A 20,104-nucleotide genomic window follows, 5' to 3' on the forward strand; every position below is an offset into this window, starting at 1 on the left:
GACTGCGGGGAATGCTGGGGATGCGGAAGTGATCAGCATCGTGCCACATCACCGCGTACCGGTGAACCGCGGGCACGCCGGAGGAGGGCCGCCGGAATGCGCCGGGCGAAGCCGGGCGGGTGAGCCGAACGAAGAGGCGCCGCCCCCGAGTTCCCCGCGGTGCGGGGAACTCGGGGGCGGCGCCGTGCGTGCCGGGCACGCGGCGTTCGGGGTCAGCCCTTGTTGGGGCCTTCGTAGTCGTCGCCGTAGGCGCCCTTGGCGGGGCGGCGGCGGCGCATGGGCGGCTCGACGCCGTCCGCGAGGCGGCGGGCGGTGACCAGGAAGCCGGTGTGGCCGATCATGCGGTGGTCCGGCCGGACGGCCAGGCCCTCGACGTGCCAGTTGCGGATCATCGACTCCCACGGCTGCGGCTCGGCGAAGCAGCCGATCTCGCGGATGGACTCGACGGTCCGGGCGAGCTGGGTGGTCGTCGCCACGTAGCAGCAGAGGATGCCGCCGGGGACGAGCGCCTTGGAGACGGCCTCCAGGCACTCCCAGGGGGCGAGCATGTCGAGGATGACGCGGTCGACGTCCGTGTCGGACAGGTTGTCCTGGAGGTCGCCGACGGTCAGCTGCCAGGCGGGGTGCGGGCCGCCGAAGTAGCGCTCGACGTTCCCCTGGGCGATCTCGGCGAAGTCCGCGCGGCGCTCGTAGGAGTGCAGCATGCCCTGGTCACCGATGGCGCGCAGCAGGAAGGCGCTGAGCGAGCCGGAGCCCACCCCGGCCTCGACGACGCGCGCGCCGGCGAAGATGTCGGCGAAGGCCAGGATCTGCCCCGCGTCCTTGGGGTAGACCACGGCGGCGCCGCGGGGCATGGACAGGACGTAGTCGGGGAGCAGGGGGCGCAGCGCGAGGTAGGCGACGTTTCCCGTGGTACGGACAACACTGCCTTCGGGGGCACCGATCAGCTCGTCGTGGGGGAAGGCACCCTTGTGGGTGTGGAACTGCTTCCCGGCTTCGAGCGTGAAGGTGTAGTGGCGTCCCTTGGGGTCGGTGAGCTGGACCTGGTCCCCGACCTGGAAGGGCCCGCGACGGCGGGCGGCACCGGTCGGTTCGGACATGTGACCAGCCTACCCGTCATCCGGCGGGGGTACGGACACGGCGCCGCTGCACAGACCCCGTGACAGACCCCCTGACAGGGCCCGTGCGCGGCTTCAGGAGGGCGGGCCCGGCCTCAGGAGGGCGTGCGGGCCGAGGAGGGGGTGCGGGACATGGCGGCCACGAAGGCCCGCTCGACGTCGGAGGTCGACAGCACGCCGTAGACCTCGCCGCCGGGCTCGACGACCAGGTACTCGGTGGCGGGGGTGGCGCGGAGGGTGTCGAGGAGCTCTTCGCCGGCGAGGTCGGCGGGGACGCGCATGCCGTCCTTGAGGTCCTGGGCGAGGGCGCTGACGGCGACCCAGGGGCGGCGGTGCTCGGGGACGCCGGCGATGGCGGCCTCGCGGACGAGGGCGGTGGGGCTGCCCTGGCCGTCGACGACGACGAGGGCGCGGGCGCCTGCCTCTCCGGCGCGGCGCAGGGCCTCGGAGAGGGGCGTGGCGGCCTCGACGGGGACGGCGCGGCGGGTGAGGGTGCGGGCGCGCAGGCCGGGGAGGCGCTCGCGCAGGCGGGCCATGCGGAGGCTGTTGCCGGCGCCGGTCCAGATGATCGCGGCGAGGATCGCCGCGAGGAGGGCGTCGGTGAGGGAGTCGGTGAGGGAGTCGAGGCCGCCGAGGTCCGCGCCGGACCGGCCGAGGCCGCCCCCGGCGCGGGTGAGCAGGGGCAGGCCGATGAGGACGGCGACGGCGAGGGCGCGGCCGATCCAGGCGGCGGCGACGGTGCCGGTCATGGGATTGCCGCTGATCTTCCAGACGACGGCGCGGAGCATGCGGCCGCCGTCCAGGGGGAGGCCGGGGAGCAGGTTGAAGGCGGCGACGAGCAGGTTGGAGACCATCAGGCCGGCGAGCAGGACGCCGGGGACGGTGCCGGGCTCGACGGCGAGCACGCCGAGGTAGAAGACGCCGGCGAGGACGAGGGAGAGCAGGGGGCCGACGAAGGCGAGGACGAATTCGCGGCCGGGGGTCTCGGTCTCCTTCTCGATCTCGGAGACGCCGCCGAAGAACTGGAGCTGGATGCGGCGCACGGGGAGCTTGAAGCGGAGCGCGGCGACGGTGTGGGCGAGCTCGTGGACGAGGACCGAGGCGTAGAAGGCGACGGCGAAGAAGAGGGAGACGAGGTAGCGGGCGCGGCCGAGCTCGGGGAGCACGCGGTCGAGCTGGCCGCCGAAGACCCAGGTGATGAGGGCGGCGACGAGGAACCAGCTGGGGGCCACGTAGACGGGTACGCCGAAGGGGCGGCCCATGAGGATGCCGCCGCCGCTCTCGCGGGGGCGTTCGGGCGGGCGCTTGCCGGGCTCGTGCCGGTCACCGGCGTCCCCGCCGCCGGACCTGCTCTGCCCGCTGTTCTCCACGGTGTCCCCTCGTCCGATGCGGCCCTCGCTGGTGACCGGGTGCTGTTCCGATCATGCAGTGCGAAGGGGTCTGTGGTCGATGGTATGACGCCGGCTGTCGGTGGCGGGCCTTAGGGTTTTCTGTCATGGGTATGGACAGTGGGGCCCCCGCCGGGCAGGCCGGGGCAGACGCACGCCGCGGGCCTGCGGAGACGGGTTCGGGACCGGGGCGGCCGAAGGCGCTCTCGCCGTCGCGGGCGGGCGATTTCATGCAGTGCCCGCTGCTGTACCGGTTCCGGGTGATCGACCGGCTGCCGGAGAAGCCGAGCGCCGCGGCCACCCGCGGCACGGTGGTGCACGCGGTGCTGGAGCGGCTCTTCGACGCTCCCGCGGCGGAGCGGACGACGGAGCGGGCCAGGGGGCTGGTGCCCGGCGAGTGGGAGCGGCTGCTGTCCTCCCGCCCGGAGCTGGCCGAGCTGTTCCACGGCGAGGACGGCGCGCACGACCCGGAGCAGCTGGCGAAGTGGCTGGGCGAGGCGGAGCGGCTGGTCGAGCGCTGGTTCACGCTGGAGGACCCGACGCGGCTGGAGCCCGCGGAGCGCGAGCTGTACGTGGAGACGGCGCTGGAGTCGGGCCCGCTGCTGCGCGGCTTCATCGACCGGGTGGACGTGGCGCCGACGGGCGACGTGCGCATCGTGGACTACAAGACGGGCAAGGCCCCGGCCCCGCAGTTCCGCGACGGTGCGCTGTTCCAGATGACGTTCTACGCGCTGGTGCTGTGGAAGCTGAAGGGCCGGGTGCCGCGCCGGCTCCAGCTGGTCTACCTGGGCAGCGGTGACGTGCTCACGTACGACCCGGTGGAGGACGAGCTGCGGGCGGTCGAGCGCAAGCTGCGGGCGCTGTGGGACGCGATCGTGCTGGCCACGGAGACCGGTGAGTGGCGGCCGCGGCCGACGAAGCTGTGCGGCTGGTGCGACCACCGGGCCGTGTGCCCGGAGTTCGGCGGCACTCCCCCGCCGTATCCGCTGCCGATCGTGGCGCAGCGCGACGGGCGGGTGGCCCCGCAGGGGACGGCTCAGGGCAGAATGGACGCGGTCTAACGAAGGAGTTCCTGTGGCGATCCGCGTCCTACTGGTCGACGACCAGCCGCTGCTGCGCACCGGCTTCCGGATGATTCTCGAAGCGGAACAGGACCTCGCGGTGGTGGGCGAGGCGGGGGACGGTCTGCAGGCGCTGGATCAGGTGCGGGCCTTGCAGCCCGATGTGGTCCTGATGGACATCCGGATGCCCCGGATGGACGGCGTCGAGGCGACGCGCCAGATCACCGGCCCGGACCGGAACGGCCCGGCGAAGGTGCTGGTGCTGACCACCTTCGACCTCGACGAGTACGTGGTGGAGGCGCTGCGCGCGGGTGCGAGCGGCTTCCTGCTGAAGGACGCGCCGGCCAATGAGCTGGTGCAGGCGATCCGGGTGGTGGCGGGCGGCGAGGCGATGCTGGCGCCGAGCATCACGCGCCGGCTGCTGGACAAGTACGCGGGCCACCTGCCGTCGGGCGAGGAGCCGCTGCCGGACACGCTGCACACGCTGACGGACCGCGAGGTCGAGGTGCTGAAGCTGGTGGCGCGCGGCCTGTCGAACGCGGAGATCGCGGCGGACCTGTTCGTCAGCGAGACCACGGTGAAGACGCACGTGGGGCACGTCCTGACGAAGCTCGGGCTGCGGGACCGCGTGCAGGCGGCGGTCTACGCGTACGAGAGCGGTCTGGTGCGGCCGGGCGCGCAGTAGCCGACCGCCCTCACGGCGAAAAAAGCACGGTGCCCTCCCCCGGATGTCCGGGGGAGGGCACGTTCGCGTGGTGGGCCGGTCAGCCCTTGGCGCTCTTGCTGATCTCCCAGAAACGGAAGACGGTCGAGGCGTCGAGGGTCCACTGGAGGCCGGAGATGCGCTCGCTGGCGACCGCGTACTGCTTGCCCTGCCACAGCGGCAGGAGCGGCACGTCCTGGGCGACGGTGTTCTGCACCTTGGCGTAGTCGCCGACGGTGGAGGGCCGGCTGCCGTTGGCGGCGGTGGCCAGGATGCGGCTGGTGATCTCCTTGGACTCGTAGTTGTTGGAGACCACGTTGTCCTCGCCGAAGAAGGGCGCGGTGAAGTTGTCGGGGTCCGGGTAGTCAGGGACCCAGCCCTTCACGTAGACGCCGTACTTGCCGGCGGAGATGCCCTGCTCGTACTCCTCCAGCGGGACGGACTTCACGTCCGCCTCGAAGAGGCCGCTCTTGTTGAGCTGCCGGGCGATCTCCTGGAACTCCGGGACGGTGCCGGGGCCGTAGCGGACCGGGGTGGCCCACAGGGTCAGCTTGACCTTGTCCTTGATGCCGGCGGAGTTCAGGGCGGCGGAGGCCTTCTCAGGCTGGGGCCGGTCACCGTAGGTGTCGTAGAACGAGGTCTTGTGACCGGTGATGCCGCTGGGGACGATCGAGTACAGCGGCTCGGCGGTGCGCTTGTAGACGTCGCGGACGAGGGCGCTGCGGTCGATCAGGTAGGCGATGGCCTTGCGGACGCCGACCTTGCCGACCACCGGGTCCTTGGTGTTGAACACCAGGTGCTGGACTTCGGCGCTGGTGCCCTCGACGACCTTGAGGTTGTGCTTGCCGGCCGCGGCGTCGAGGTCGGCGATGTCCTTCATGGCCAGACCACGGTAGGCGAGGTCGATGTCGCCCTTCTGGACGGCGTCCTTCAGCTCGGCCTGCTCACCGTGGAAGAACTTCATGGTGAGGCCGCTGTTCTGGAGGACCGCACCGCCCTTGTAGTTCTTGTTGACGGAGAACTTGGCCTGCTTCTCGTCGTACGAGTCCAGCTTGTAGACGCCGGAGCCGACCGCCTTGCCGTCGGTGCGGAGCTTGTCCAGGGGGTATTCCTGGTGGTCCACGATCGAGCCGGCGCCGGAGGCGATCTTCTGCGGGAAGGTGGCGTCGGAGCGCTTGAGCTCGAAGACGACGTTCAGCTTGTCCGGCGTCCTGATGTTCTTGATCGAGGACAGCAGGGCCGTGGCGGGACCCTTCTTGTCGTTGATCTTCAGGGTGCGGTTGAAGGAGTGGGCGACGTCCTCGGAGGTGAGGTCGTGGCCGTTGCTGAACTTGAGCCCCTCCTTGAGGGTGCACTGGTAGACGGTGCTGCTCTCGTCCTTGAAGCTGCACTTGTCGGCAGCGTCCGGCTGAGGGATGGTGCTCCCCTTGGGGAAGCTCATCAGCGACTGGAAGACGTTGTTGAAGACCACCCACGAGCCCGGGTCGTAGCCGGATGCCGGGTCGGTGGAGACGACCTCGTCGGACATCCCCATGACCACCGACTGCCCGGTGCCGCCCGCGTTGCCGTCTTCCGAACCGCACCCGGTGAGCAGGGCGGCGGCGAGCCCCGCACCGAGCGGGGCGGCAAGCCACTGGTCACGTTTCCTCACGTGCACGTTCCTCACAGTTTCCTTGTTCGTCTCTGAACAAATCGCGAACACGTCGCCGGCGGCGCCGGGGCGACGGGGTCGGTGGCCTCAGACGCCGCGGGCGAGTTCCCACGGCTGCATCTCCGAGGCGGAGTTGAGCGCCCACTCGGCACCGGTCACGTTCTCCCGGGCCGCCACGTACTGCTTGCCCTGCCACAGCGGCAGCACCGGCACCTCGTCGGCGACGATGTCCTGAGCCTGCTGGAAGTACTTGGCCGCCGCCTCGCGCTGCGCGGCCTCGCGGGAGTCGGGGATCAGCTCGTTGCTGATCTTGTTGTTCCGGTACGGCGAGCGGAGGAAGTTGTCCTTGCCGACGAAGGGGGCGACGAAGTTGTCGGGGTCCGGGAAGTCGGGGAACCAGCCCATGCCGTAGACGGCGTACTTGCCGGCGGCGGCCTCCGGGCGGAAGTCGGACCACTCCTTGCCCTGGAGCTTGACGCTGAACAGCCCGCTGTCGTTCAGCTGCTTCTGGAGGGTCTTGAAGGACTTCTCCGTGGCCTCACCGTAGTGGTCGGTGGTGTAGGTGAGGGTGAGCGGCACGGGCGTGCTGACGTTGCCGGCGCGCAGGATGCCGCGGGCCTTCTCCGCGCTGGGGTCGCCGTACTTGTTGGAGAACGAGTTCTGGTGACCGGTGATGCCCATGGGCACCAGCGAGTACAGCGGGTCGTTGGTGCGGTCGTAGGAGTCGCGGGCCAGCGCCGGGCGGTCGACGACCTGGGCCATGGCCTGGCGGACGGCCTTGTTCTTCACCGCCGGGTCGTCGGTGTTGAAGGCGAGGTAGCTGATCTCCTGGCCGGGGGCCTCGAGCAGCTTGACGTCCTTGCTCGCCTCCCCGCGCAGGCGGCTGACCTGGTCCGGGGACAGGGTGCGGTTCATGATGTCGATGTCGCCCGACTTCAGGGCCTTCTCCATCGACCGCGCGTCGTCGTAGAAGCGCATCTCGACCTTGTCGTTCTGCGATTCGACGGCGCCCTGGTAGCTCTTGTTGCGGTTGAGGACGGCCTTGACGACGCGGCCGTCCTTCTCCTCGGTCTGGAGCGTGTACGGGCCGGAGCCGACGACCTTGAAGCCGTTGTCGAGCTTGTTCTTGTCGTAGGACTCGGAGTCGACGATGGCGGCGGCCGGAGTGGCGATCTTCTGCGGGAAGGTCGCGTCGGGCGTCTTCAGCTGGAAGACGACCTCCAGCTCGCCCGGCGTCTCCACCCGGTCGATGTTGCTGAGCAGCGAGACCGGGCCGTTCTCGAAGTTGATGGCGCGGGCGCGGTCGATGGAGAACTTGACGTCCTCGGAGGTGAGCGCGTGCCCGTTGGAGAACTTCAGGCCGCTGCGCAGGGTGCAGCGGAACTGCTCGTTCTTGCGGTCGCTCCAGGAGCACTTGGAGGCGGCGTCGGCGACAGGGCTGGTGCCGGAGCGGGGCAGCCGCAGCAGGGTCTGGAACGTGCTGTGGAGGACGTTCCAGGCGCCGATGTCGTACGCGGCGGCCGGGTCGAACGGCGCGGGGGCGTCCGTCGTCTCCTCGAACCGGTCGGTGGTGCCGATGACGATGGCGCCGCCGCCCTTGCCGGCTCCGCCGCTCCCGCCACAGGCGACGAGCACGGGGGCCAGCAGGGCTGCCACGGTCGGCAGCACCAACGTCTTGCGGTTCATTGTGCGGGGTTCTCCCTGTGGTGCGATCGGTTCCCGGGACCCTACCGACGACCGGTGCGCGGGCCACGGGCAAGCCGTGAAGTTCTCGCGAAAAGATTAGTGCCGGGGGCCGGTGGCGCTGGAACACGGAGAAGTTGACGCGATATCACGCGGTGATAACAAGGGCGGCGCTCCGCGATATCCGGGCGCCGGAACGATTCGCGCACTCGATCATTAATCGGGACACAAGGGTGCGCTTCAACCCGGGTGAGGGCGCCGTCGAGTGATCGTCCCCGCACGCTCCGCCGCCATGGGCGGTGACGAAGGTCACTCGGGCGGCTTCCGTGCGGCCGCGGGAATTAAGTCACCGCATTCGTCACGGAAAACACTCGTTCCGGCGCCCAGAGTTCCTTGAACTTTCCCCGTGGCACGCTCAGTGCACGGGCCGGTGCATTCCCGTGATCAGGCCGCGGAGAAAACCGAGATCCACTTCTTCGAGAGAGCCGACGACGGTCCGCCCGGCGGCGGGCGGGATGGGCGCCACCGACGGGACCGCGACCACCCGGCAGCCGGCCGCCTCCGCGGCCGTCACCCCGGTGAGGGTGTCCTCCACGACCGCGCACCGGCCGGGCTCCGCCCCGAGCCGGGCGGCCGCCAGCAGATACGGGTCGGGGTGCGGCTTGGTGCGCTCGATCTCGTCGCCCGCGACGGTCAGCGCGAAGTTCTCCGGGCCCAGGGACAGCAGCACGCGGTCGATGATCTCGCGGTGCGAGGCCGAGACCAGGGCGGTGGGGATCTTGTGGGCGGCGAGCTCGGCGAGCAGCCGCCGGGCGCCCGGCATCAGCGGCACCCCGCGCCCGATCATCTCGGAGAAGCGCGTGTTGAGCAGGACGGTGAGCTCCGTCAGGGCGATCTTCGCGCCCGTGGCCTGAATGAGGAAGGAGGCGCTGCGCGCCATCGGGCCGCCGACGACGACCTCGCGGTACTCCTCCAGCAGCTGGTGGCCCAGCTCGGCGAAGACGGCGACCTCCACTTCCCACCAGAAGCCCTCGGTGTCGACGAGGGTGCCGTCCATGTCGAGCAGGACCGCCTGCAGGGCTCCGCCCGCGGCCGTGCGGGGCGGGGCAACGGGGATGCTGCTGGTCATCCGGGGCACACCTCCTGGGGGACGAGAAGGCCGGCTCGCGCGGCCCACGGCGGGGCTGTGCGAACCGGCCTTCACCGGACCGACAAGTGTACGGCGGACGGTTGCGGACGTCTCTTCAATATCGGGGATTCGTCACATCGGGGACCCTCGAAACGGCCCCGCCACCGGGCGCGACCCGGCCGCGCGGCCGCGCCCCGGCCGCTGCCTCAGGCCTCGTCCTCAGGGCTCTCGGACTCCTCCTCGGGCGCCGGCTGCTCGTCCTTCGGCGACCGCTGCGGGCGCGTGCGCCCGCTGGCGGTGTCGCGCAGGTACGAGCCGTCGCCGGACTGAGGGTCGCGGCGGCGCAGATAGCGCTCGAACTCGCGTGCGATGGCCTCTCCGGACGCCTCCGGCAGGTCGGCCGTATCGCGCGCCTCCTCCAGGGACTGCACGTACTCGGCGACCTCGCTGTCCTCGGCCGCCAGCTGGTCGACGCCCAGCTGCCAGGCCCGCGCGTCCTCCGGCAGCTCGCCCAGCGGGATGCGCAGGTCGATCAGGTCCTCCAGGCGGTTCAGGAGCGCCAGGGTGGCCTTCGGGTTCGGCGGCTGCGAGACGTAGTGCGGGACGGCGGCCCACAGGCTCACCGCCGGGACGCCGGCGTGGGTGCAGGCCTCCTGGAGGATGCCGACGATCCCGGTCGGGCCCTCGTAACGGGACTCCTCCAGGTCCATGGTCCGCGCGAGGTCGGGGTCGGAGGTGACGCCGCTGACCGGGACGGGGCGGGTGTGCGGGGTGTCCCCGAGCAGCGAGCCCAGGACCACCACCAGCTCCACGCCGAGCTCGTGGGCGAAGCCCAGGATCTCGTTGCAGAACGAGCGCCAGCGCATGCTGGGCTCGATCCCGCGCACCAGCACGAGGTCGCGCGAGGCGCCCTTGCCGTCGCCGCCGCCGGTGCGCACGACGGACAGCCTGGTCGTCGGCCACGTGACCTTGCGGACCCCGCCGTCGAGCCAGACCGTGGGGCGGTTGACCTGGAAGTCGTAGTAGTCCTCCGCGTCGAGCGCGCCGAAGACCTCGCCCTTCCACTCCCGGTCCAGGTGCGCGACCGCGCTGGAGGCGGCGTCCCCCGCGTCGTTCCAGCCCTCGAAGGCACAGATCATGACCGGGTCGATCAGCTCGGGAACCCCCTCAAGCTCGATCACCCAGCGCCTCCTTCCGACCGGGCCCCCTGCGGTGGCTCCGGTTGCTGTTCCCTGCGGATTCTTCTGCTGCTCTGTTGTGCGACCCCAAGACTACGACTTCCCTGCTGCCCGGTCGCAGCCCCTGTACGGGCTCTTCCTCAGCCCCTTGCCCCCCAGCCGTTCCGGTAGGCACGCCAGTCGTCCTCGGTGGCGGCGAAGTCGACGTAGAGCGCGAGCCCGAAGTGCGCGCGGGTGCGGTCCTCCCGGGACAGTCCGAGCCGTGCGCCGCGGACGGCCGCCGCGGCCGTCTCGGCGTGACCGTGGTGGCCCAAGTCGTCCGTGTGGTAGAAGGGCAGGCCCATCAGCAGGTCGGTGCCGGTGGGCGTGACCTGGAGGGCGAGCTCCGTCTGCCGGGCGACGTAGCCGCCGTAGAGGCTCTCGACCGGCAGGGCCGTGTCGTACGACATGACCGCGATCTGGTCGGTGCGCCGGGCGACTTGGGCGAAGTAGCGCTGCGTCCACCACTTGGGGCTGCCGGCCAGCCGGGCCGCGGCGTGCATCGCGGGCACCGGGTCGATCTGCTGGGCGGCGACCGACAGCACTCCGCCGGCGTCCCGCACGGCCGGGTGCAGGGCGTCGAGCAGGGCGAGGAAGCCGCGGTCGCCGGTGCGGACGGGCTCGACGTCGAGGTGAACGCCCTCGAAGCCGGCCCGCATGACCTGCCGTGCGCTCTCGACGACCGCGGCACGGGCCCGCGCGTCGTCCAGGCGCAGGCCCCCCGGGCCCTCGCCCGGGCGCACCAGCTTGTCGCCCAGCCAGGCCTGGATGCGGATGCCGGGCAGTTCGCGGTGCAGGACGCCGATCATCCGGCGGGCGTCGGGGTAGGCGGTGGCGGGCAGGGTGCCGTCGTGCTCCAGCGGGCCCGCGTGGATGTACAGGTCGCGCATGCCGGTGCCGGCGAGGTTGCGCTTGAGGGCGGCGATGTCCGCGGGCCCGCGCCGGCCGTCGAGCCACGCGTGGCCGAGCCAGACGGCGTCCCGGCCGCGGGTGACGGCGTCGGCGGCGGGCGTTCCGGCGTACGAGGCGCGCAGGGCGCTGCCCGCGGCGACGACGGGCACCAGCACCACCAGGACGAGGGCCAGCGCGACCCGTATCGCCGTCTTCCTGCCCGGGCGCCAGGCGCGCACCCTGGCCGCCAGGCTCCGGCCGGCCTGCTTCTCCATCTCGTCCCCCTCGTTCTCCTGTTCTGTAGGGACGAGAAGAGGAGCAGGTCAGTTGCCCTGCGGCGGAAACGCGCACGCCCCGGGGGCGGGACACGCGCGGTGTCCCACCCCCGGGGTGCGGCAGATGCCGGTGGATCAGCCCTGGTCGGCCAGCATGTCCTTGACCCGGGCGCGGACGTTCTCGTCGTCCAGGCCGCGGATGGTCAGGGTCGTGCGGCGGCGCAGGACGTCGTCGACGGTCGCGGCCCACTCGTGGTCGCGGGCGTAGGCGACCTGGGCCCAGATCTCCGGGCCGTCGGGGTGGATGCGCTCGGCGAGCTCGGGGTTCTCGTTGGCCAGGCGCGCGATGTCGAAGGACAGCGAGCCGTAGTGGGTGGCGAGGTGGCGAGCGGTCAGCGGGTCCATGCGGGCGCCGGGCTCGCGGTCGACGAGCAGGCGGTGGGCGACCGCGTTGGGGTTCGCGACGCCGGGCAGCGGGGTGCGGCGCACGAGGCTGGAGATGGGCTCCATGTCCTCGGTCAGCGGGCTGCCGGGCACCTGGGCGAGCTTCTTCATGACCGTGCGGCCGATGTGGCGGTAGGTCGTCCACTTGCCGCCGGCGACGGAGAGCATGCCGCCCTTGCCCTCGGAGACGACCGTCTCGCGCTTGGCCTGGGCGACGTCGCCCGGACCGCCGGGCAGCACGCGCAGGCCGGCGAAGGCGTACGTCATGAGGTCGCGGTCGAGGTCCGCGTCCTGGATGGAGAACGCCGCCTCGTCGAGGATCTGCTGGATGTCCGCCTCGGTGGCGCGGACGTCCGCCGGGTCGCCCTCGTACTGGGTGTCGGTGGTGCCCAGCAGGAGCTGGTCCTCCCACGGCAGGGCGAAGGTGATGCGGTACTTGTCGATCGGGGTGGCCATGGCGGCCTTCCACGGCGACTTGCGCTTCATCACGATGTGCGCGCCCTTGGAGAGCCGGATCGACGGCGCGGCGCCCTTGTCTTCCAGCTTGCGCAGGTGGTCCACCCACGGGCCGGTGGCGTTGAGGACGACGCGCGCGTCGATGCCGAACTCGGTGCCGTCCATGCGGTCCTTGAGCTCGGCGCCGGTGACCTTGCCGTGCGTGAAGCGCAGGCCGGTCACCTCGGCGTGGTTGAGCACCACGGCACCGGACTCGACGGCCGCACGGACCGTCATGACGGCAACGCGGGAGTCGTTCATCTGGTGGTCGTAGTAGACCGCGACGGCCTTCAGGTTGTCCGTGCGCAGACCGGGGTTGTCGGCCTTGGCCTTGGCCGGCGAGATCACCTTGCCGACGCCGTCGCCGAAGGCGGACAGCGCCGAGTAGGCGAAGACACCGGCGCCGAGCTTGGCCGCGCCGACCGGGCCGCCCTTGTACACGGGCAGGTAGAAGGTGAGCGGGTTGACCAGGTGCGGGGCCACGTCCTTGGCCAGCACCCGGCGCTCGTGGTGGTTCTCCGCGACCAGCTTGACCGCGCCGGTCTGCAGGTAGCGCAGACCGCCGTGGACGAGCTTGGAGGAGGCGGAGGAGGTGGCGCCGGCGAAGTCGCCGGCGTCCACCATCGCGACCCGCAGGCCGGACTGCGCGGCGTGCCAGGCCACCGAGGTGCCCAGGATGCCGCCACCGATCACCAGGAGGTCGTACGTCGCCTTGGACAGCCGTTCCCGGGTCTCGGCGCGGCCCGGGTTGGCGCCGGCAGCCGGGTGCGTTCCCAGGGTCGGAACGCTCTGCGGGGTTGTCATGATTACTCCTCGTCCTCGATCCAGCCCATGGTCCGCTCGACGGCCTTGAGCCAGCTCTTGTACTCGCGGTCACGCGTGTCCGCGTCCATGCGGGGGGTCCACTCGGCGGCCCGGCGCCAGTTGGCGCGCAGGGCGTCGGTGTCCGGCCAGAAGCCGACGGCCAGGCCGGCGGCGTAGGCAGCGCCGAGGCAGGTCGTCTCGGCGACCATCGGGCGCACGACGGGTGCGTCCAGGAAGTCCGAGAGGGTCTGCATCAGCAAGTTGTTGGAGGTCATGCCGCCGTCGACCTTGAGTGCGGTCAGCTCGACGCCGGAGTCCTTGGTCATGGCGTCGGTGATCTCGCGGGTCTGCCAGGCGGTGGCCTCGAGCACGGCGCGGGCGATGTGCGCCTTGGTGACGTAGCGGGTCAGGCCCGCGATGACACCGCGCGCGTCGGAGCGCCAGTAGGGGGCGAACAGGCCGGAGAAGGCCGGCACGAAGTAGGCGCCGCCGTTGTCCTCGACGGAGCTGGCGAGCGTCTCGATCTCGGCGGCGCTCTTGATCAGGCCCATCTGGTCGCGCATCCACTGCACGAGGGAGCCGGTGACGGCGATGGAGCCCTCGAGGGCGTAGACGGGCTTCTGGTCGCCGATACGGTAGCCGACGGTGGTCAGCAGGCCGTTGTAGGACTGGACGGGCTCGTCACCGGTGTTCATCAGCATGAACGTGCCGGTGCCGTAGGTCGACTTGGCCTCGCCCTGGTCGAAGCAGGTCTGGCCGAAGAGGGCGGCCTGCTGGTCGCCGAGCGCGGAGGCGACGGGGACGCCGGCCAGGGCGCCGCCCTTGGCGGTGCCGTAGACCTCGGCGGAGGAGCGGATCTCCGGCAGCACGGCGGCCGGGATCTCCATGGAGGACAGGATGCGGTCGTCCCACTCCAGCTTGCGCAGGTTCATCAGCATGGTGCGCGAGGCGTTGGTGACGTCCGTGACGTGGACGCCGCCCTCGGCACCGCCGGTGAGGTTCCAGATGACCCAGGAGTCCATGGTGCCGAAGAGGATGTCGCCGGCCTCGGCGCGCTCGCGCAGGCCCTCGACGTTGTCCAGCAGCCAGCGGACCTTGGGGCCGGAGAAGTAGGAGGCCAGCGGCAGGCCCGTCTCGCGGCGGAAGCGGTCCTGGCCGACGTTGCGGCCGAGCTCCTTGCAGAGCGCGTCGGTGCGGGTGTCCTGCCAGACGATGGCGTTGTAGACCGGCTCGCCCGTGTTCTTGTCCCACATCAGCGTGGTCTCACGCTGGTTGGTGATGCCGATGGCCTTGACGTCGGCGGCGGTGATGCCCGCCTTCTCGACGGCGCCGGCGACGACCTCCTGGACGTTGGTCCAGATCTCCTTGGCGTCGTGCTCGACCCAGCCCGGCTTCGGGAAGATCTGCTCGTGCTCCTTCTGGTCGACGGAGACGATGCGGCCGTCGCGGTCGAAGACGATGCAGCGGGAGGAGGTGGTGCCCTGGTCGATCGCCGCGATGAACGGGCCCTGCATGTGCGCGTCGGTCATGGTGTGTCTGCTCCTGAGGTCTGAAGGGTCTCGGCGGATGCGGTCAGAACGCGATCTTGTGGATGCCTGCGGCCAGGGCGGCGCCGGCGAGCGGGCCGACGACCGGGATCCAGGCGTAGCGCCAGTCTGAACCGCCCTTGTTGGGCAGCGGCAGCAGCGCGTGCACAATGCGCGGGCCGAGGTCGCGGGCGGGGTTGATCGCGTATCCGGTCGGGCCGCCGAGCGAGAGGCCGATGCCGACGACGACGAAGGCCACCATCAGGGTGCCCGTGCCGCTGGTGGCCAGGCCCTTGGTCAGACCCATGGTGAGGATGAAGAGCACCAGGGCGGCGGTGCCGATGATCTCGGTGACGAGGTTCTGCACCACGTTGCGGATCTCGGGGCCGGTGGAGAAGATGCCCAGCACCGGGCCGGCCTGCGGGGTCGCGGTCTGGTCGACCATGCCCTCGGCCGGGTTGAGCGTCGAGACGAGCTCGGGGTCCGTCAGGTGGGCCTTGAACTGGCCGTAGTAGGCGAGCCAGACCAGCGTCGCACCGATCATCGCGCCCAGCAGCTGGGAGCCGATGTAGAGGGGGACGTCGCTCCACTTGACGCCGCCGTCGATGGCGAGGCCGAGAGTGACGGCCGGGTTGAGGTGCGCACCCGACTTGGCGCCGATGTACGCACCGGTGAGCACGGCGAAGCCCCAGCCGAACGTGATGGCGAGCCAGCCGGCGTTCTGTGCCTTCGAACGCTTCAGGGTGACGGCGGCACAGACGCCGCCGCCGAGCAGGATCAACACTGCGGTACCGATGAGCTCACCGGTGAAGATGTCGGAGCTGGACACCCGCGACTCCTTTGTCCTTCGTCCAGGGGAAGGCGGACCCCGGGTCCCTCCGGTGGTCCGCAGCTCTCCGATGGAGAGCTTCGATCGGCCCGCGGCAGTGTCCACCATAGCGAATATTGTCGTTAGGTGTTCGACAATGCCGACCGATGCACGGCAGTTTTCTCCACGGTTAAGGGCTCGTCAAGAGTCCTGTGACCGAAAACTCTAGGTGGGAGTGGCTGAAAACCGCCGCACCGGACACGATCGGTTACCGACCAGTAGTACCCGGTAGTCACCACCGGGCACAACAAAGCCCCCCGGGTCAGAAGCGACCGGCTCCCAGGTCGCGGGAGACGGCGCGCGCGCAGTCCCGGACGGCGGCGACCAGCTGCGCCCGCAGCTCGCCCTCCTCGCAGACCCGCTCCACCGCGCCCATGACGCCGACGGCTCCCACGGGCATCCGGTGCCGGTCGTGGATGGGGGCGGCCACCGAGGCCACGCCCTCCCAGGTCTCCTCGACGTCCGCGGCCCAGCCGCGGGCCCGGGTCAGGTCCAGCACGCCCTCCAGGTCGGGCAGCGCGGTGACCGTCCGCACGGTGAACGCCTCGCGCTCGGCCTCCAGCAGCTGGCTGTGCGCCACCGGGTCGTAGGCGCACAGCACCTTGCCCAGGGCCGTGCTGTGCAGCGGCTGCATGGCGCCGACCTCCAGCACCTGGCGGCTGTCGTCCGGCCGGAAGACGTGGTGGACGATCAGCACCCCCTGCTGGTGCAGGACGCCCAGATAGACGCTCTCGCCGCTGGAGCGGGCCAGGTCGTCCGCCCACAGCAGGGCGCGGGCGCGCAGTTCGTGTACGTCCAAGTAGCTGTTGCCCAGGCGCAGCAGCTCGGCGCCGAGCTGGTAGCGCCCCGAGGCGGGGTCCTGCTCGACGAAGCCCTCCTGCTGCAAGGTGCGCAGGATGCCGTGGGCGGTGCCCTTGGCCAGCCCGAGTGCGGAGGCCACATCGGACAGTCCCAGCCGTCGTTCGCCCCCCGCGAGCAGCCGCAGCATCGCTGCCGCCCGTTCGAGCGACTGGATGGTCCGTGCCATCGCTCATCCTCCTCCGAAATGCCCGTTCGGCATTGCTGAACACTATCGGCCGATGCCGACCAGGAGATAGCTGACCGGCGGCTGGACCATGATCGCCGAGACGCTCCGGGCGCCGCGCCCGGCCCCGTCCACCGCGTATCCGTGCCGTATCCGATGGGTGGGACACCCACCCGAATTCCGGTTGCTGCGGTTACGCTGACGGCGTGCGCCTTCTTCCGGAGGGCGCAAAGCCGACAGCCGTCGCAACCCCGGGAGCACATCCATGGCCTCGTTCACGCCATCGACCGCAAGCACCGCCCGAGCCTCCGAACTGCGGGAGGCGCTCGCCTCCCGGGTCGTGGTGGCCGACGGGGCCATGGGCACGATGCTCCAGGCGCAGGATCCGAGCATGGAGGACTTCGAGCAGCTCGAAGGCTGCAACGAGATCCTGAACGTCACCCGTCCCGACATCGTCCGCTCCGTCCACGAGGCGTACTTCGCGGTGGGCGTGGACTGCGTGGAGACCAACACCTTCGGCGCCAACCTCGCCGCCCTCGGCGAGTACGACGTGGCGCACCGCATCTTCGAGCTGTCCGAGGCGGGCGCCCGCGTCGCCCGCGAGACCGCCGACGACTTCACCGCCCGCGACGGGCGGACCCGCTGGGTGCTGGGCTCGGTGGGCCCGGGCACCAAGCTGCCGACGCTCGGTCACGCCCCGTACCCCAGCCTGCGCGACGCCTACCAGCAGAACGTCGAGGGCCTGGTCGCCGGCGGCGTCGACGCGATCCTGGTGGAGACCACCCAGGACCTGCTCCAGACCAAGGCCTCGGTCATCGGCGCCCGGCGCGCCATGGAGTCCCTGGGCGCGGACCTTCCGCTGCTCGTCCAGGTGACCGTCGAGACCACCGGCACGATGCTCCTGGGCTCCGAGATCGGTGCGGCGCTGACCGCCCTGGAGCCGCTGGGCATCGACATGATCGGCCTCAACTGCGCCACCGGGCCCGCCGAGATGAGCGAACACCTGCGCTATCTCTCGCGGCACGCCCGTACCCGCGTCTCGGCCATGCCCAACGCCGGCCTGCCGGTCCTGGGCAAGGACGGCGCGCACTACCCGCTCTCCCCCGCCGAGCTCGCCGACGCCCACGAGACGTTCGTACGGGAGTACGGGCTGTCCCTGGTCGGCGGCTGCTGCGGCACGACCCCGGAGCACCTGCACCAGGTGGTCGAGCGCGTGCGCGGGCTGCGGCCCACCGAGCGGGAGCCGCGCCCCGAGCCGGGCGCCGCCTCGCTCTACCAGACGGTCCCCTTCCGGCAGGACACCGCGTACCTGGCCATCGGCGAGCGGACGAACGCCAACGGCTCGAAGAAGTTCCGCGAGGCCATGCTGGACGGCCGCTGGGACGACTGCGTGGAGATGGCCCGGGATCAGATCCGCGAGGGCGCCCACCTGCTCGACCTGTGCGTGGACTACGTGGGCCGGGACGGCGTGGCGGACATGGCCGAGGTCGCCGGCCGCTTCGCCACCGCCTCGACGCTGCCCATCGTGCTGGACTCCACCGAACCGGCCGTCATCCAGGCGGGCCTGGAGAAGCTGGGCGGCCGGGCCGTCATCAACTCCGTCAACTACGAGGACGGCGACGGCCCGGAGTCGCGGTTCGCGCGGATCACCCGGCTGGCGGCCGAGCACGGCGCCGCGCTGATCGCGCTCACCATCGACGAGGAGGGCCAGGCCCGTACCGTCGAGAAGAAGGTCGAGATCGCGGAGCGGCTGATCGCCGACCTGACGGGCAACTGGGGGGTGCTGGAGTCGGACATCCTCATCGACTGCCTCACCTTCACCATCTGCACCGGGCAGGAGGAGTCCCGCAAGGACGGCATCGCCACCATCGAGGCGATCCGCGAGCTCAAGCGCCGCCACCCCGACGTGCAGACGACGCTGGGCCTGTCGAACATCTCCTTCGGCCTCAACCCGGCCGCCCGCATGGTCCTCAACTCCGTCTTCCTGGACGAGTGTGTCAAGGCCGGCCTGGACTCGGCCATCGTGCACGCCTCGAAGATCCTGCCCATCGCGCGCCTGGACGAGGAGCAGGTCAAGGTCGCCGGCGACCTGATCTACGACCGCCGCAGCGAGGGCTACGACCCGCTCCAGCGCCTGCTGGAGCTCTTCGAGGGCGTGGACACCAAGTCCATGAAGGCGGGCAAGGCCGAGGAGCTGGCCGCGCTGCCGCTGGAGGAGCGGCTGCGGCGCCGGATCATCGACGGCGAGAAGAACGGCCTGGACGCGGACCTCGACGCGGCGCTCGCCGAGCGCCCGGCGCTGGCCATCGTCAACGACACGCTGCTGGAGGGCATGAAGGTCGTCGGCGAGCTGTTCGGCTCGGGCCAGATGCAGCTGCCGTTCGTGCTCCAGTCGGCCGAGGTGATGAAGACGGCGGTGGCCTATCTGGAGCCGCACATGGAGAAGTCGGACGCGGAGGGCAAGGGCACGATCGTGCTGGCCACCGTCCGCGGCGACGTCCACGACATCGGCAAGAACCTGGTCGACATCATCCTGTCCAACAACGGCTACAACGTCGTCAACCTGGGCATCAAGCAGCCGGTCTCGGCGATCCTGGAGGCCGCCGAGGAGCACCGGGCGGACGTCATCGGCATGTCCGGCCTCCTGGTGAAGTCCACCGTGATCATGAAGGAGAACCTGGAGGAGCTCAACCAGCGCAAGCTGGCGGCCACCTACCCGGTGATCCTCGGCGGCGCGGCCCTCACCCGGGCCTACGTCGAGCAGGACCTGCACGAGATCTACGACGGCGAGGTGCGCTACGCCCGCGACGCCTTCGAGGGCCTGCGCCTGATGGACGCGCTGATCGCCGTCAAGCGGGGCGTGCCGGGCGCGTCCCTGCCGGAGCTCAAGCAGCGGCGGGTGGCGAAGAAGGCGGCGACGGCCGTCCTGGAGGTGGAGGAGCCGGAGGGATCGGTCCGCTCCGACGTCGCCGTCGACAACCGCGTGCCGGAGCCGCCGTTCTGGGGCACGCGCGTCGTCAAGGGCATCCCGCTGAAGGACTACGCGTCCTGGCTGGACGAGGGTGCGCTGTTCAAGGGCCAGTGGGGCCTGAAGCAGGCCCGCGCCGGCGGCCCCACCTACGAGGAGCTGGTGGAGACCGAGGGCCGCCCGCGGCTGCGCGGCTGGCTGGAGAAGCTCCACACCGAGAACCTCCTCGAAGCGGCCGTCGTCTACGGCTACTTCCCCTGCTACTCCAAGGGCGACGACCTCGTCCTCCTCAACGAGGACGGCACGGAGCGCACGCGCTTCACCTTCCCCCGCCAGCGCCGCGGGCGCCGGCTGTGCCTCGCGGACTACTTCCGCCCGGAGGAGTCCGGCGAGAAGGACGTGGTGGGCCTCCAGGTGGTCACGGTCGGCTCGCGGATCGGAGAGGCCACGGCCGAGCTGTTCGCCGCCGACGCCTACCGCGACTACCTCGAACTCCACGGCCTGTCCGTCCAGCTGGCCGAGGCCATGGCCGAGTACTGGCACGCCCGCGTCCGCGCCGAGCTCGGCTTCGCCGGCGAGGACCCGGCGGACGTGGAGGACATGTTCGCCCTGAAGTACCGCGGCGCCCGCTTCTCCCTGGGCTACGGGGCCTGCCCGAACCTGGAGGACCGCGCCAAGATCGCGGACCTGCTGGAGCCGGAGCGCATCGGGGTCCACCTCTCCGAGGAGTTCCAGCTGCACCCGGAGCAGTCCACCGACGCGATCGTCATCCACCACCCGGAGGCGAAGTACTTCAACGCGCGCTAAGGCACCTCATCGCGCACCGGGCACAACGCCCGAGGGCCGGGTGCGCACCGCT

Annotated in this window: 14 protein-coding genes; 3 read left to right on the forward strand and 11 right to left on the reverse strand. The window is 70.9% G+C overall.

Annotated features, from left to right (window positions below; translation table 11 throughout):
* Positions 1-212: 212 nt before the first annotated feature.
* Positions 213-1,100 (reverse strand): tRNA (adenine-N1)-methyltransferase, encoded by an 888-nt coding sequence (locus tag D7231_RS25065; RefSeq protein ID WP_120757800.1) that lies wholly within the window; start codon positions 1,098-1,100, stop codon positions 213-215.
* Positions 1,101-1,213: 113 nt separating this feature from the next.
* On the reverse strand, positions 1,214-2,488 hold the full coding sequence (locus D7231_RS25070; RefSeq protein WP_120757801.1) for a site-2 protease family protein: 1,275 nt from the start codon (positions 2,486-2,488) through the stop codon (positions 1,214-1,216).
* Between the two features lie 125 nt (positions 2,489-2,613).
* On the opposite strand from D7231_RS25070, the gene D7231_RS25075 reads away from it, so the two are divergent.
* A complete protein-coding gene (locus D7231_RS25075) occupies positions 2,614-3,567 on the forward strand; it encodes a RecB family exonuclease (protein ID WP_228775215.1) in 954 nt (317 codons plus the stop codon).
* A 13-nt stretch (positions 3,568-3,580) separates the two neighbouring features.
* Entirely contained in the window at positions 3,581-4,252 is a 672-nt protein-coding gene (locus D7231_RS25080; protein ID WP_030367627.1) for a response regulator, read from the forward strand.
* 79 nt (positions 4,253-4,331) lie between these two features.
* Here D7231_RS25080 and D7231_RS25085 read toward each other — a convergent pair whose 3' ends face one another.
* From D7231_RS25085 to D7231_RS25125, 9 genes are all read right to left on the reverse strand, one after another.
* Positions 4,332-5,921 carry an ABC transporter substrate-binding protein gene (locus D7231_RS25085; protein ID WP_120757922.1) on the reverse strand — a complete coding sequence of 530 codons (1,590 nt, stop codon included), beginning with the start codon at positions 5,919-5,921 and terminating at the stop codon, positions 4,332-4,334.
* 87 nt (positions 5,922-6,008) lie between these two features.
* Positions 6,009-7,607, reverse strand: coding sequence for an ABC transporter substrate-binding protein (locus D7231_RS25090; protein WP_120757803.1), 1,599 nt, complete (start codon positions 7,605-7,607; stop codon positions 6,009-6,011).
* Positions 7,608-8,019: 412 nt separating this feature from the next.
* Positions 8,020-8,733 carry an HAD family hydrolase gene (locus D7231_RS25095; RefSeq protein ID WP_120757804.1) on the reverse strand — a complete coding sequence of 238 codons (714 nt, stop codon included), beginning with the start codon at positions 8,731-8,733 and terminating at the stop codon, positions 8,020-8,022.
* Positions 8,734-8,939: 206 nt separating this feature from the next.
* Entirely contained in the window at positions 8,940-9,914 is a 975-nt protein-coding gene (locus D7231_RS25100) for a PAC2 family protein (protein ID WP_120757805.1), read from the reverse strand.
* 137 nt (positions 9,915-10,051) lie between these two features.
* Positions 10,052-11,116, reverse strand: coding sequence for a glycoside hydrolase family 18 protein (locus D7231_RS25105; protein ID WP_120757806.1), 1,065 nt, complete (start codon positions 11,114-11,116; stop codon positions 10,052-10,054).
* A 135-nt stretch (positions 11,117-11,251) separates the two neighbouring features.
* Entirely contained in the window at positions 11,252-12,859 is a 1,608-nt protein-coding gene (locus D7231_RS25110; protein WP_120757807.1) for a glycerol-3-phosphate dehydrogenase/oxidase, read from the reverse strand.
* A gap of 2 nt (positions 12,860-12,861) precedes the next feature.
* Positions 12,862-14,388 carry a glycerol kinase GlpK gene (gene glpK, locus D7231_RS25115; RefSeq protein WP_120757808.1) on the reverse strand — a complete coding sequence of 509 codons (1,527 nt, stop codon included), beginning with the start codon at positions 14,386-14,388 and terminating at the stop codon, positions 12,862-12,864.
* A gap of 43 nt (positions 14,389-14,431) precedes the next feature.
* Positions 14,432-15,214 carry an MIP/aquaporin family protein gene (locus D7231_RS25120; protein WP_120757809.1) on the reverse strand — a complete coding sequence of 261 codons (783 nt, stop codon included), beginning with the start codon at positions 15,212-15,214 and terminating at the stop codon, positions 14,432-14,434.
* Between the two features lie 301 nt (positions 15,215-15,515).
* The gene (locus tag D7231_RS25125) at positions 15,516-16,280 is read right to left on the reverse strand and encodes an IclR family transcriptional regulator (RefSeq protein ID WP_120757810.1); all 765 of its coding nucleotides are present in this window, start codon (positions 16,278-16,280) and stop codon (positions 15,516-15,518) included.
* A 262-nt stretch (positions 16,281-16,542) separates the two neighbouring features.
* Between D7231_RS25125 and metH the strand changes: the two genes are divergently transcribed.
* A complete protein-coding gene (gene metH, locus D7231_RS25130; RefSeq protein WP_120757811.1) occupies positions 16,543-20,052 on the forward strand; it encodes a methionine synthase in 3,510 nt (1,169 codons plus the stop codon).
* The last annotated feature ends 52 nt before the right edge of the window (positions 20,053-20,104 follow it).

The sequence above is a fragment of the Streptomyces klenkii genome, from assembly GCF_003626645.1.
GTDB lineage: Bacteria > Actinomycetota > Actinomycetes > Streptomycetales > Streptomycetaceae > Streptomyces > Streptomyces klenkii.